Below are 12,440 nucleotides of genomic sequence, written 5' to 3' on the forward strand. Positions count from 1 at the left end.
TGCAAAATGGCTGATTATAAAGATACCCTGAATCTTCCGGATACGGCTTTTCCGATGCGCGGAGATCTGCCCAAGCGCGAGCCGCAGTGGGTTGCCCAATGGCAACAGAAAAAACTCTATCACCGCATCCGGGAGATCAGTGCCGGTCGTCCCCGTTTTGTGCTGCACGACGGCCCTCCGTACGCTAACGGCGATATTCACATTGGTCACGCGGTCAACAAGGTTTTGAAAGACATCATTGTTCGCTCGAAGACACTGAGCGGCTTTGACGCGCCTTATGTGCCGGGCTGGGATTGTCACGGCCTGCCGATTGAACACCAGATCGAGAAGCTGCACGGCAAGAACATTCCTGCCGACAAGGTGCGTGAGTTGTCGCGCGCCTATGCCGCCGAGCAGGTCGAGCGCCAGAAGAAGGATTTCATCCGTCTTGGCGTGCTGGGTGATTGGGGCAATCCTTATCTGACCATGAATTTCAAGGCCGAAGCTGGCGAGATCCGCGCGCTGGGCAAGATTCTGGAGCAGGGCTACCTCTATCAGGGGCTGAAACCGGTGAACTGGTGCCTGGACTGCGGCTCTGCCCTCGCTGAAGCCGAAGTTGAGTACGAAGACAAGAACTCGCCGGCTATCGATGTTGCCTTCGAAGTGCATGAAAACCACGCGGCCAAATTGGCTGCAGCATTTGGTCTGACCCACCTGCGCGGCCCTGCATTTGCCGTCATCTGGACGACCACGCCGTGGACGCTTCCGGCCAACGAAGCCGTCAGCGTGCATCCGGAACTGACGTATGACCTGATCGAAACTGAAAAAGGCGCCTTGATTCTGGTTCGTGACCTGGCTGAGTCCGCACTGAACCGTTATGAGCTGGAAGGCATCACCCTTGGTTCCTGCACAGGCGAGAAGCTCGACCAGATTTTGCTCAAGCACCCGTTTCAGAATCGTGACGTAGCCATCATTTGCGGTACGCACGTGACGACCGAGGCTGGTACCGGCCTGGTGCATACCGCGCCGGCACATGGCGTGGATGACTACAACATCGGCAAGAAATATGGTCTGCCGGTGAATAATCCGGTCGCCAATGACGGCCGCTTCATCAGCACGACGCCCGCCTTGTCGGTCGGTGAGCTGGCTGGCAAGACGGTTTGGGAAGCCAACCCGTTGGTGCTGCAGGAGCTGGAATCCCGCGGTCGACTGTTAAAAAACGAAAAAATCAAACACAGCTACCCGCACTGCTGGCGCCACAAAACACCGATCATCTTCCGCGCGACGACGCAGTGGTTTATCGGCATGGACAACAAGACGACTGAAGATGCGTCGACGCTACGGTGGATTGCCGAACGCGCTGTTGATGAAACGCAGTTTTATCCGGCCTGGGGCCGCGCGCGTCTTGAAGGCATGATGAAGACTCGCCCGGACTGGTGCGTTTCGCGCCAGCGTAACTGGGGCGTACCGATTCCGTTCTTCCTGCACAAGGAAACCGGCAAGCCGCATCCGCGGACGGCAGAGTTGATTGAGCTGGTCGCCCAGCGGGTCGAGAAGGCCGGTATCGAAGCATGGTTTAGTCTGGATGCCGCCGAATTGCTGGGCGCCGAGGCCGATCAATACGTCCAGATGAAGGACACGCTGGATGTCTGGTTCGATTCCGGCACGACGCACTGGCACGTCATGCGCGGCTCACATGCGGCTGAGCATACCTATCCGGCGGATCTCTACCTTGAAGGCTCTGACCAGCATCGCGGCTGGTTCCAGTCATCGTTGCTTTCCGGTTGTGCCATTGATGGCCGTGCGCCCTACAAGGCACTGCTGACCCACGGCTTCGTGGTCGACGGCAAAGGGCACAAGATGTCCAAGTCCAAAGGCAATGTCATCGCACCGCAGCAGGTCTCGGACAAGATGGGTGCTGACATCCTGCGCCTGTGGACGGCATCGACCGATTACTCCGGTGAGCTGACCATTTCCGACGAAATCTTGAAGCGCGTCGTCGAAGGCTACCGCCGTATCCGCAACACGCTGCGCTTCCTGCTGGCCAATATTTCTGATTTCGATGCCGCCACGGATATGCTGCCGCTCGATCAGTGGCTGGAAATCGATCGATACGCGCTAGCTTTGACGCGCGACCTGCAGGAAAGCTGTCGTGGTGACTACGACCGCTACGAATTCCACCGAGTCGTGCAGGCGCTACAGATGTTCTGTTCGGAAGATCTTGGCGGTTTCTACCTCGATATTCTTAAAGATCGTCTATACACGACTGCGCCGAAGTCCGTGGCTCGCCGTTCCGCTCAGTCGGCGCTGTGGCAAATCACGCAGGCGTTTGTCCGCCTGCTGGCGCCGATTACCGCTTTTACAGCGGAAGAGGTCTGGCTGGTGCTGACGGGTAAGGCTGACGACTCAGTCATGTTCCAGCAATGGCACGAGCTTCCCGTTCAAGCGGGGGAGGGTGAATTGCTAGCCAAGTGGGCGCTGATCCGCTCGGTACGTGCAGACGTGACCAAGGCGCTTGAAGCTCAGCGCGAAGCCGGCAAGATTGGCTCGGCACTGCAAGCTGCAGTAGAAATCCATTGCTCAGGCGAAAAATACGATGCCCTGGCAACGCTGGGCGAAGATTTGAAATTCGTCCTTATTTGCTCGTCGACCGTGGCAATCCGCGATGACAACGAACAAGTCATCGCCACGCCACTTGAACATGCCAAATGCGAGCGTTGCTGGCATGTTCGCGAGGACGTCGGCACCCATACCGAACATCCGGGCCTGTGTGGTCGTTGCATCAGTAACCTGTACGGTGAAGGCGAGGCGCGTGCGCATGCCTAGTGTGGGCCGTTGGTATGCGTTGGCCGGGCTGATTATCCTTCTGGATCAGCTGAGCAAGTGGGTTGTTTTGAAGAGCATCGGGTTCGGCGAAACCATCTACGTTGCGCCATTCTGGAACTGGGTGCTCGCTTTCAACCCCGGCGCTGCCTTCAGTTTTCTCGCCGACCAGCCTGGCTGGCAACGCTGGCTGTTCTCCGCGCTGGCGCTGGCCGTTTCCGGGTGGCTGGCCATCATGCTCCGTCAGCATCCGCAGCAGAAGTTGCTGTCGCTGGCGCTGGCGCTGGTCATGGGCGGTGCGCTGGGCAACGTGATTGATCGCATCCGTTTCGGTGCCGTCGTCGATTTCATTCAGTGGCATGCCGCCGGGTATTACTGGCCTGCCTTCAACGTCGCCGATTCCGCCATTACCATTGGTGCGGTTTTGCTCGTGATTGAGCAGTTGACCGCTACAAAAAAGAAAGAGATTTCCCGATGACAGCTACTGTTCGCTCAGACAGCTTCTTGACCCTGCATTACCGAATTAACGCGCTGGATGGCGAAGAATTTCTATCCACCTTCGACATGAGCCCGGCCACCTTGCAAATGGGTAGTGGGCAACTGGCCGAAAATCTGGAGTCCGTGCTGATCGGCCTGCCGGCACATGAACGTTTCGTCTTCGAACTTGAGCCTGCGAACGCCTTTGGCCAGCACAATGATCGTCTCGTCGAGCGCATCGCCCGTGCCGGTCTGCCAGCCGACATGGAACTCAAGGAAAATTCCGTCGTCGAATTCAGTGCCCCGAATGGCGGCACCTTCGCCGGCTTCCTGCGTGAGCTTGATGCCACGCACGCCTTGTTCGACTTCAATCACCCGATGGCCGGAAAAACGATCCGCTTCGAGGTGGAAATTATCGGAATTATGTAAATGCAAGTCATCCTCGCCAATCCTCGCGGCTTCTGCGCCGGAGTTGAACGCGCCATCACCATCGTTGAGCGCGCGCTCGAAAAGTTTGGTGCGCCGATCTACGTTCGCCACGAAGTCGTTCACAACAAATTTGTTTGTGATGACCTGCGGGCCAAGGGGGCGGTCTTCATTGAAGAACTGAGCGAGGTGCCCGCTGGCAGCACGGTGATTTTCAGTGCCCATGGTGTCTCCAGGGTGGTGCGCACGGAAGCAGAAGCGCGTGGCCTGAAGGTTTTTGACGCTACCTGTCCGTTGGTGACAAAGGTGCACGTTGAAGTCGGAAAGATGCGCAATCAGACTCGAGAAGTTGTCATGATCGGCCACAAAGGGCATCCCGAAGTTGAAGGAACGATGGGGCAGAGTCAGGGGGGGATGTATCTGGTCGAGACGGCGGATGACGTTGCCTCGCTCGAAGTTAAACTCCCCGAGCAGCTCTCATTTGTTACACAAACCACGCTGTCTGTTGACGATGCATCTATCGTTATTGCAGCTCTGAAAGCCCGTTTCCCTAATATTCAGGGGCCAAAAAAAGACGACATCTGCTATGCCACCCAAAATCGCCAGGATGCCGTCAAGGCATTGGCCGAGAAATGCGATCTGGTGATCGTGGTGGGAAGCACGAACAGCTCGAATTCACGCCGCTTGAAAGAGGTTGCTGTCAGTCGTGGTATTGAAGCTTACTTGATCGATGGTCCTGACGAGGTCGATGCTGTTTGGTTGTCAGGGAAATCCAGAATCGGGGTGACCGCCGGTGCTTCTGCACCGGAGCTCCTGGTTAACCAAGTGGTGCAAAGAATTCAGATGCTGACCAAAGCCGAGATCACCCAACTTAAAGGGGTAGAGGAAAGCGTAACCTTCCCTCTGCCTTCTGCGTTGGTTTGATCAGACACACGCCCTATCGCCAGCATTCCGGTCTGGCGCCAGCATCAGGGGATCGTGTTCCGGCTTGATTAATCGTTAATGTGCCGCAGACGTCGGCTAATTGAGCGCCTTGGGGCACCATTTGAATGGTGTATTGCGTTACGGTAGGGGCAGGGTTTAATCCTGGCACATAAAAGGCTGCCACGTTCGCAGAACATCCCGGCAGTGCAACAGCATTTCCCGCAGTATCCTGGTCATAGCGCATGTTTGTCGTGAAGAACCTTTCCATGAACTGGGATAGCTCCATCATGCACCCGGCGGCCACTGCTCGACGTGTGCGTTGAATGTGTTGCTGGTAACTTGGGTAAGCCACCGCAGCAATGATGGCGATGATCACCACCACGATCATTAGCTCAATGAGTGTAAAGCCTCTAGCGTTTTTATTCCGGATCATACTTTCAATTCCTCAGTATTTCGCGCCAGGAAAGACGTCCTGACTTTTTGCCGCCCGTGTTTACCAAGACGCTCTTTGGGGCACCGCCAGATCCACCGACAACTACGCGATTGCCAATAACAATCGGCTCGCTGGGCATCCCACCGCCAAGATCTACAGATCCTGCATTAATGCCCGCTAGTCCATCGTTGCTGAAGTTGCTGTCACCATTCAAATCGAAAAAGCCTAAAGTCAGTCGGCCGCCGGTAAATGGACTGATCGCATTCAGGTAACCTTTGCCCCCGGGAATGCAGGGATCGACGATAGGTATCATCGAGCTTGCAATCAGTGTCGGCTCAGCTAGTTTGTAGAGTTTCGAAGCAGTTACCATCCGCTCGCCGTCGGCAGGGAAGCCCGCTAGCTTCAAATCAATATACCAACCACTTTTTCCGACCATATCATTCGGGACTGCTGCGGAAAATGTACGTACTGGAAATCCATTGACTGTACCCTGTGCCAGGAGTGAACGCTGTTTCAGGCTTGCGCGATCTGCAATTTGCAATCCCTCGTCGATCAGGCCATACCATGACTGAATTTGAAGACTGCTCTGATCTGCCGATTCCTGAAATGATCCCGTTCCAAAAAATACATAGCGTTTGCCATAGTTTGAATCACCAATACTTGTATTGACAGCCACTGTTATTGGCGCGGTAATCGGTTGAATATTGTTTGACGGATCCTTCGCTACAAATAATGGCACTGAAACGGCGCCTGATTTAAGGGCAGAATCCCAAAGGGCGGAATTATTGCTGCTTACGTCAAATTTCCAGACATTGCCTTTCAAGTCGCCAGCATAGATATAGTCGATATCTCCATCGTTATCGACGTCAATCAGGCCTGGGGCGGCCATACCGTTATCTCCACCGACACCTGTGTCAATTTTTCGGATCAATGCACCGGTTGATAGGTTGAAAATATAAAGTACGGCATTTTTGTTCGTGCTGTTGTAGCCGTTGCCTACAATCACGGCCATCGATCCATCGTTCATTTTCGCGATGCTCGGGCGACCTAGCATGTAGCCAACATCAGGATCAGCGGTGCCAAAATTTTCCCACAAGACATTTGCGGTGCCGAACGAGGCAGGGGTGGTGACATCCAGCCCGAATAGCCCTTTACCCCCGCGCCCCAAACTGGCTACCAAATAGTTGTGCCCAGGCGTTTGTGTCGTTGTTGACACGGCGATATCACCATCGACAAAAAACTTGTGGCTGTATGAAGGCTGCGTCAAATCGAACAGTTTCGGAATGGATGAACTCGGGAGATAAGCGAAAAGTTCAGTGCCATTTATCGCATTGAAAGCATGCAACATTCCGTCGTTTGCGCCAATGAAGACAGTGTCAGTTTCTTTTGCATAGAATGGCGACGAATGAACGATATCTCCCAGTATATTGGTTCTGTTACGCAAGGTGCCGCCTGCATTTTGCTGCTCTTTTAAGCGTATGCCGCGAATATAGCCAAGCACATCTGGATTGTTGCCCAGAAGAGCTTGATCAGCGCCGGAGAGGTTGTTCCACAGAAAAGGTACGGCGGTACCGCCCGATTTAGTGAATATTTTTCGGCTGCCAGCGGTGTAGACATAGCTGTCACCAGGAAGAGGGATATGCTCTGAGGCTTTCCAGGCTGGGATGTCGGAAACCCCCGCTGAGGTAATGGAAAGTGCTTCCAGTTCGCCCGACCATTTGCTGGTGTCATATTTTGCATTGTACACTTTTGCATCGCTGACCAACTGCGTACTGTTGGCGGAAACTGATGATGCAGAGGCGGAACGATTGACAATATCGTCAAGTGTCCTTGTCAGGGCGTCGGCGAATTGCTGCGGATCCTGTGCGCTGAAGAATCCGCCATGGCCATTTACTGATGCATGAAGCAGATCGTCAAGCTTGGCCGCATTGGTCAGCGTCGGATCGGGCCAGTTGATATTGGCGCCTGACGTCACTGCTGCAAAAGCGTCGGTAGAGCTTATAGTCCCGCTAACCCCGAGGCCAACCCCAAAAGTGACCATGTGTTGCCAGAAGGCGGGGTCCTTGAAATTGGTCGGTACATTGTTGGCGATATTGGTGTTCAGGTCTCGCTTCCAGTAGTACATTGCGACGTCTGCTAGGGTGTTCGAGCGATTATCGGTATATGGCGAAACCGGTGCGTAAGTATAGGTCTGCGTATACGGCGGCAGGTCCGGGTAGGTGATTTGAGCCCCCGGCGTACCATCATTGTTGGCTCGTGCGCCAGCACTGGTAGCATCCGGACCGTTCCAATAGCCATCTGTCATGAGAATCGTATAGCTCTGCCGACAAACGAGATAGGTGCTTCCTGCAGCCCCAACCCCCGGCGTTGAACTCCAAGGGCCCTTGCTGTCTGTTCGGGAGTAATACTCACCGGCGCTTTCCAACCCCTGACGCAGCGGAGTACCCGCTGCCGGAATATCATGTCCATAAAGCGTGGTGAAAAACGTATCGCGATCAGCGCCGCTGAAAAGACGTACGCCTTTAACGATAGTGCTGGTATTGACTCCATCAACACTGCTTGACGATTTGTTGATCGCTCCAAAACCTGTGCGTAGTTTTGTGCCCTGCGCAGCGAAGGCGCGACCGATACCGGCGCGTGCCGTCAACACACGGGAGCGGTAATACGTATACCAATTGGCAAAGTTCTGAATTTCTTTGTCATAGGCACAACCCGCCGCTGCGCAGTCTGTTCGGTCTGGATATTTGGTGAATGGTGCGTTGGCCGGTCTGATTTCGACCTTGGTGTAGCTGAGCGCACTCCAGACATTGCCGCCGTTATATTTGAAATACGTGGCAGGAAAATAGGCTCGAGTTCCCCATCCAGTAAAAAAACCATTGTCCAGAAGCCAATATCCACTTTGGTTGTTGGTGTCAACTGTCAGGTCGCGGACCCCTACAGCATGATTTGCCGCATTATGATATGCAGCGGTAGGGGTTGCGTTGGGCATTAGCGAGCCATCGGAGTTGCTCCAGGGCTTATAAAGAATTGCCGGGTTGTAGTACACCTTGTTGTTCGAGGAGCGAAGAAAGCGGGCATACCGATTGTTTCCATCCGAATCGACCGTGTAATTGGTGTAATCAGAAGCGCCGTAGACGCCATTTGCTCGAGGGAACATGAAATACACATACACGAAGTCGTCAGGCAATACTTCCCATTGCATTGAACCCGAATCGTCAAGAATCATCATGACATTGGGTTCGGCCGAGGTTTGCGTCTGTAACGGTGTGTCGGGGATACTCAGAGCAAGTGCAGTGCCTGAAAAAAGCAGGCTTGCAGCTATTTGTGTAAGTAGCCAGGGTTTACGCCCAAGACGTAGTGCTGATATCGAAACGGTCATGGTCTCTTCCTCCGCGGGCGGGCTTACTGTCTTACGGTTAGGCGGTTAGGCGGTGTAACGAGCGGCAAGTCGATCGGGCGCTTTAATATGGTGATTTGACGGACGACCGATCCTTCTTCGCGGTAACTGATGGATTGTCCGGCTGAGATGTTTTCTAGGCGCCCATCGACCAATTTTTTCTCGCCTTCAAGTTTTACCTGAGTCGTGCTGGATAATTTGAGCGTTGTACCATTGACTGTGACTTCGCCAGTCGGCTGAGAGACTGCAGTTACTACGCCGACCACGTCAGCCATGGCGTTTGGAGAACAAATAGCCCCAATGCTGATGCCCAGAAGTATCGAAGAGAAAAAACGCAAAATTGAGGCGCGAATTTTCCTCTGGCAAACCGCATTTGATATTTGCTTGAAAACAATGAGTTTCATTGCTGGAGTCCTCGTTTATTGGGGAGCGTATATAGACTGGAGAACGACGCCGGCACGCCCGGCACCGGTATTGCTAATGGATGTAACCCTGTAGCGCATAGAGGTGCACCCCGGGGTTCCTGGTCCACCGCTGCAGGAGTTCGGGTCGTCTGGGTCGTTCGGGTAGTTGTTGCCGAGATATTCGATGAAATACCGTGGCACTCCACCGGCGAGAGGGCCGAGATTCAAGGCAGCAGCAGCGGAGGTGCTGTTGATCCAGTCAAATGTGGCAGCTGTCCACCGTGCTTCGCAGTCTTTGTCAGGGCGAGCACAGAGTCCGGCATTACAGGTGTTTACTGCTGCTGCCGGGCAAGTGTTATCCGCATCCACATAGACCGGGAAGCCCGCATTGTTAACCAAAGACTGTGCCTGAGCTGCATCTTCGCCTGCGCGCAAGGCTGCTTCCGCTGCTTGAAACGCGAGGCTTCGATCGTATGTGTTGGAGGCCATTTTTTCTTCAAGACCCACAGTGCGAACACCTGAAAGTCCGAGCAGGGTCATGATCACCAGCAGAATCAATGCGATGGCCAGTGCCACGCCATTTTGCTTTTGGCGATTCATGATCGAAGGAGGAGTGTGAAATTTTGTCATGGGTTTACAAATTGCGGAGATCGACAACGTCAATGAATCTGCGACTAAGCACCTGACGGTCGGTGCCAACTGCCTCGTTGCTGACGAAGGTGATGGTCATGCGGACTGCAGTAACTCTCGGGAAAGCCCCTTGAGCCCAACTTGCAATGGTGTTGGCGAGGACATAGTTGGGGGTGAGTACGCCAGCATTATCTTGGGTTAGATACTCTAACTGCATATCCTGAACCCCTTCGACGATTTCGTCGTTCTGTGACACCGCTGTTCCGCTAACGCTGGTTCGAAACAGCGAGCGACCGCCCCGGTCATTGTTGCCGATGTACCAGAACGCTGCCCCTAGTCTGACGATGAAGCCGCCGCTTTCGAAGGTTTTTCCGGTGCCGCCAGGTGTGCAGATGGTCGGGAAGCCTAAACCTTTGGAGCAGTTGCCGGGAACGCCACCGCCGGCATTGTGGACGATGGTGCCGTTCGCCTGATTGGCATTGGTAACTTGAAAAATTGCCGCGCTGTATGCATCACAAGCCACAAGTACGTCACCAACATTGATCCCGTGATTATTGACGTTGAGTTTGAATTGCGCGGCAGCCGGGTCATGGCTGGAAATATTCAGGCCTTCAATGGCCGTGCCATTGATCAACAGGATGGCATCTGTCGTGGCAACCCGATTTCCTGTGGCAGCCCCTACAGGAGCGATGGTTGTGGCCAAATCGCCGGCAGCACTGTTCTCAAAGCCACGAACCGATCCTGCGGCCCAGTTTGCCCACCAAAGGTTTGCTGAATTATTCAATGTGTTGGCAATTTGTCGCGTGCCGCATGGGTTTCCACCCGCTTCACGGAGATCGCGAGCCAGCAACTCAAAGGCAACCCGTGCGTTCTCCTGAATATGCGCAACGTTTTCTGAAACGCGGAATGCCTGCCGATTGGCGACAAAAATGCTGATTACGCCGCCCATGATGACGAGACCGAGAACAAGCGCGATCATCAGTTCAACCAGGCTGAAACCCTGTGAGGGTCTTGCGAAATTTTTCTTCATAGCCGTGTTCTCGTTTCGATCATTTGCTGAACGCCACCACCAGCACGACTGTCGTCCCACCAAATTTGAACAGTGCAGTCTCCTGCGGCGTTGCAGGTGATCAGCCCGCAGCTTTCGTTGGTGTTGCCCAAGTTGTTCTTGATTTCTTGTATCCAGAAATTAATGTTGTTTTGCGCAAGCGTCCCGACGGCAGGGACACCACATGTTTTCGGACGCTCATATGCACCGGTAAGCACGGCTTGGCGGTCGGCACGCATTGCATCGAGAATGAAGTAGCTCAGCATCACTGCGCGCGTGCGCTGGAAGCTGCTCTGGTTTGTCTTGAGTGCCTGCGCCTGAAGTCCGGCCAGGCCCAGCAGGCCGATGGCCAGTATTAAAACGGCAATCAACACCTCAAGGAGAGCAACGCCTTGTTGCGATCGTGGGGAGCGTGGGTGGTTCATGGGGCTGGACATAGGTTGGCAATACCGTTGATCGTCTGGGAAGTCACCCGGCCTGCGCCATTGATAACAAGGCTTCGTGCCCTTTTGTCATCTGAGAGACCGGTCGAGGTAGAGCAGACACGAATGGTTCCGACTTGGGTGGCTCCCGCCATGGACAGTGATTGTCCGTTCGAACCGAAAGAAACGTACTGTGCTGCATTGGCGTTGCCCTGAATCATGATGCCCGCTGGCAGTGCTGCTCTGCTCCCGAGCAGGACTTCATTGGCGTTGTCAACGCTGGCAATGGCGCCTGCTCGTGTTGTGTCCAGAAATGATATCCAGCCTTGGCCCCATCCCCCATTGGCGGCACAAGTGGCACCGTCCGCGCTAACGCAAACGGTCACCCGTTGTCCGCGACGAATGGCTTCGGATCTTGCATGCGCCAGCGATCCAAGCAAGTCGTTCGTCGCTGCAGACAGGCGACTGGACGCAATGGTACTTTCGAAACTCGGTATCGCGATGCCGAGCAAGATGGCAAATACAACCAAGGTAATCATTAACTCGGTTAGGGTAAAACCGCGCTGACCCAGCCAGATCCGATTGATTTTCAAGCGTGCTGCCATCCCATTTGCTCCTTGATTCAAGTTGCCATTCTAGGGAGAGTTTGGTTCTGTGATATCGGTTATTGGGTGAATGGTCGATTGTGTTCGATGAGTGGTTGTTCGACGTTTTCGATCATGAATTGTTCAGGGTGTTAATTGGGCTGATATCTCTTGATTAGAATCTCTCTATGGATTAAAATCTGCGGTTTAGTTTTTTGGAACACTTTAATGGCCAATAGCGCACAAGCCCGCAAGCGCGCCCGTCAAGCTGACGGGCAGCGTTCCCATAACGCCAGCCTGCGTTCGACCCTGCGGACCGCGATCAAGCGTGTCCGTCAGGCGATCGAAGCTGGTGATAAAGCCGCCGCTCAAGGCGTCTTCCAGCAATCCGTTGCGGTTCTTGACCGCATCGCTGACAAGAAGATTGTTCACAAGAACAAGGCTTCCCGCACCAAGAGCCGCCTGTCTGCTCAGATCAAGGCACTTGCTGCTGCCTGATAAGCGGTACGCTCGAACAATAATAAAAATGGCGCCTCAGGGCGCCTTTTTTATTATCTGAAATCAGCGGAGTTGGCGGAGGGTTACTTCTTCTTGTCTTCCAGGGAGCAGACGCCATCAATGATTTGCAGGTCGTTGTCCTGTGCGAAATTGAGCATGAAGCGGTAAGCCATCGGCTCGATTTCGCCGAGACGGCCATCTACGAACACGGCTTTGTCGCCGTTGTAGTCCCCCGGACCAACGTAGGGTGAGTATTTCATCTTGCGTTCCGCGCCAAAGGCGGACATGACGCCGCACAGGCGTTCGGCCCAGTCGCTGGGACGAAATTTCCTACCTTCTTTGGTGAGGCCAACAATGATGAATGTGGTCGATTCTATAGTTGTCATTGTTCTACT

Annotated in this window: 13 protein-coding genes; 5 read left to right on the forward strand and 8 right to left on the reverse strand. The window is 54.1% G+C overall.

Annotation, left to right across the window (positions count from 1 at the left end; genetic code table 11):
• Positions 1–6 precede the first annotated feature (6 nt).
• From ileS to ispH, 4 genes are read left to right on the forward strand one after another with little or no spacing between them, the layout of a single operon-like run.
• Positions 7–2,805 (forward strand): isoleucine--tRNA ligase, encoded by a 2,799-nt coding sequence (ileS, locus tag IPJ12_17690; protein ID MBK7648928.1) that lies wholly within the window; start codon positions 7–9, stop codon positions 2,803–2,805.
• Positions 2,798–3,280 (forward strand): lipoprotein signal peptidase, encoded by a 483-nt coding sequence (locus tag IPJ12_17695; GenBank protein MBK7648929.1) that lies wholly within the window; start codon positions 2,798–2,800, stop codon positions 3,278–3,280. The genes ileS and IPJ12_17695 overlap by 8 nt, the downstream gene beginning before the upstream one ends.
• On the forward strand, positions 3,277–3,708 hold the full coding sequence (locus IPJ12_17700; protein ID MBK7648930.1) for an FKBP-type peptidyl-prolyl cis-trans isomerase: 432 nt from the start codon (positions 3,277–3,279) through the stop codon (positions 3,706–3,708). The genes IPJ12_17695 and IPJ12_17700 overlap by 4 nt, the downstream gene beginning before the upstream one ends.
• A complete protein-coding gene (gene ispH / locus IPJ12_17705; protein MBK7648931.1) occupies positions 3,709–4,629 on the forward strand; it encodes a 4-hydroxy-3-methylbut-2-enyl diphosphate reductase in 921 nt (306 codons plus the stop codon). It begins immediately after the preceding gene.
• 13 nt (positions 4,630–4,642) lie between these two features.
• Here ispH and IPJ12_17710 read toward each other — a convergent pair whose 3' ends face one another.
• Genes IPJ12_17710 through IPJ12_17740 form a run of 7 tightly spaced genes read right to left on the reverse strand, consistent with a single transcriptional unit; the run spans position 4,643 to position 11,568 of the window.
• Positions 4,643–5,062 (reverse strand): prepilin-type N-terminal cleavage/methylation domain-containing protein, encoded by a 420-nt coding sequence (locus tag IPJ12_17710; protein MBK7648932.1) that lies wholly within the window; start codon positions 5,060–5,062, stop codon positions 4,643–4,645.
• 4 nt (positions 5,063–5,066) lie between these two features.
• Positions 5,067–8,441 (reverse strand): pilus assembly protein PilY, encoded by a 3,375-nt coding sequence (locus IPJ12_17715; protein MBK7648933.1) that lies wholly within the window; start codon positions 8,439–8,441, stop codon positions 5,067–5,069.
• Positions 8,442–8,464: 23 nt separating this feature from the next.
• Positions 8,465–8,863 carry a hypothetical protein gene (locus IPJ12_17720; GenBank protein MBK7648934.1) on the reverse strand — a complete coding sequence of 133 codons (399 nt, stop codon included), beginning with the start codon at positions 8,861–8,863 and terminating at the stop codon, positions 8,465–8,467.
• 15 nt (positions 8,864–8,878) lie between these two features.
• Positions 8,879–9,463 (reverse strand): pilus assembly protein, encoded by a 585-nt coding sequence (locus IPJ12_17725; protein MBK7648935.1) that lies wholly within the window; start codon positions 9,461–9,463, stop codon positions 8,879–8,881.
• 34 nt (positions 9,464–9,497) lie between these two features.
• A complete protein-coding gene (locus tag IPJ12_17730) occupies positions 9,498–10,523 on the reverse strand; it encodes a PilW family protein (protein ID MBK7648936.1) in 1,026 nt (341 codons plus the stop codon).
• The gene (gene pilV / locus IPJ12_17735) at positions 10,520–10,966 is read right to left on the reverse strand and encodes a type IV pilus modification protein PilV (GenBank protein MBK7648937.1); all 447 of its coding nucleotides are present in this window, start codon (positions 10,964–10,966) and stop codon (positions 10,520–10,522) included. The genes IPJ12_17730 and pilV overlap by 4 nt, the downstream gene beginning before the upstream one ends.
• Complete coding sequence (locus IPJ12_17740; GenBank protein MBK7648938.1) at positions 10,963–11,568, reverse strand: GspH/FimT family pseudopilin; 606 nt, start codon at positions 11,566–11,568, stop codon at positions 10,963–10,965. Before IPJ12_17740 ends, pilV begins: the two co-directional genes overlap by 4 nt.
• Before the next feature lie 207 nt (positions 11,569–11,775).
• On the opposite strand from IPJ12_17740, the gene rpsT reads away from it, so the two are divergent.
• Positions 11,776–12,045, forward strand: coding sequence for a 30S ribosomal protein S20 (gene rpsT, locus IPJ12_17745; GenBank protein ID MBK7648939.1), 270 nt, complete (start codon positions 11,776–11,778; stop codon positions 12,043–12,045).
• 83 nt (positions 12,046–12,128) lie between these two features.
• Here the strand turns inward: rpsT and IPJ12_17750 are convergent, their stop codons facing one another.
• A complete protein-coding gene (locus IPJ12_17750) occupies positions 12,129–12,431 on the reverse strand; it encodes a DUF3579 domain-containing protein (GenBank protein MBK7648940.1) in 303 nt (100 codons plus the stop codon).
• Positions 12,432–12,440: the final 9 nt, after the last annotated feature.

It is taken from the genome of Betaproteobacteria bacterium, from assembly GCA_016709965.1.
Lineage (GTDB): Bacteria > Pseudomonadota > Gammaproteobacteria > Burkholderiales > Rhodocyclaceae > Azonexus > Azonexus amarohabitans.

Excerpts from the sequence above, each read along its gene's own strand:
- IPJ12_17695 (MBK7648929.1), top strand. The coding sequence starts at position 2,798 with ATGCCTAGTGTGGGCCGTTGGTATGCGTTGGCCGGGCTGATTATCCTT.
- ileS (MBK7648928.1), top strand. The coding sequence starts at position 7 with ATGGCTGATTATAAAGATACCCTGAATCTTCCGGATACGGCTTTTCCG.
- pilV (MBK7648937.1), bottom strand. The coding sequence starts at position 10,966 with ATGAACCACCCACGCTCCCCACGATCGCAACAAGGCGTTGCTCTCCTT.
- IPJ12_17710 (MBK7648932.1), bottom strand. The coding sequence starts at position 5,062 with ATGATCCGGAATAAAAACGCTAGAGGCTTTACACTCATTGAGCTAATG.
- IPJ12_17725 (MBK7648935.1), bottom strand. The coding sequence starts at position 9,463 with ATGAATCGCCAAAAGCAAAATGGCGTGGCACTGGCCATCGCATTGATT.
- IPJ12_17730 (MBK7648936.1), bottom strand. The coding sequence starts at position 10,523 with ATGAAGAAAAATTTCGCAAGACCCTCACAGGGTTTCAGCCTGGTTGAA.
- IPJ12_17720 (MBK7648934.1), bottom strand. The coding sequence starts at position 8,863 with ATGAAACTCATTGTTTTCAAGCAAATATCAAATGCGGTTTGCCAGAGG.
- IPJ12_17715 (MBK7648933.1), bottom strand. The coding sequence starts at position 8,441 with ATGACCGTTTCGATATCAGCACTACGTCTTGGGCGTAAACCCTGGCTA.
- rpsT (MBK7648939.1), top strand. The coding sequence starts at position 11,776 with ATGGCCAATAGCGCACAAGCCCGCAAGCGCGCCCGTCAAGCTGACGGG.
- IPJ12_17750 (MBK7648940.1), bottom strand. The coding sequence starts at position 12,431 with ATGACAACTATAGAATCGACCACATTCATCATTGTTGGCCTCACCAAA.
- IPJ12_17740 (MBK7648938.1), bottom strand. The coding sequence starts at position 11,568 with ATGGCAGCACGCTTGAAAATCAATCGGATCTGGCTGGGTCAGCGCGGT.
- IPJ12_17700 (MBK7648930.1), top strand. The coding sequence starts at position 3,277 with ATGACAGCTACTGTTCGCTCAGACAGCTTCTTGACCCTGCATTACCGA.
- ispH (MBK7648931.1), top strand. The coding sequence starts at position 3,709 with ATGCAAGTCATCCTCGCCAATCCTCGCGGCTTCTGCGCCGGAGTTGAA.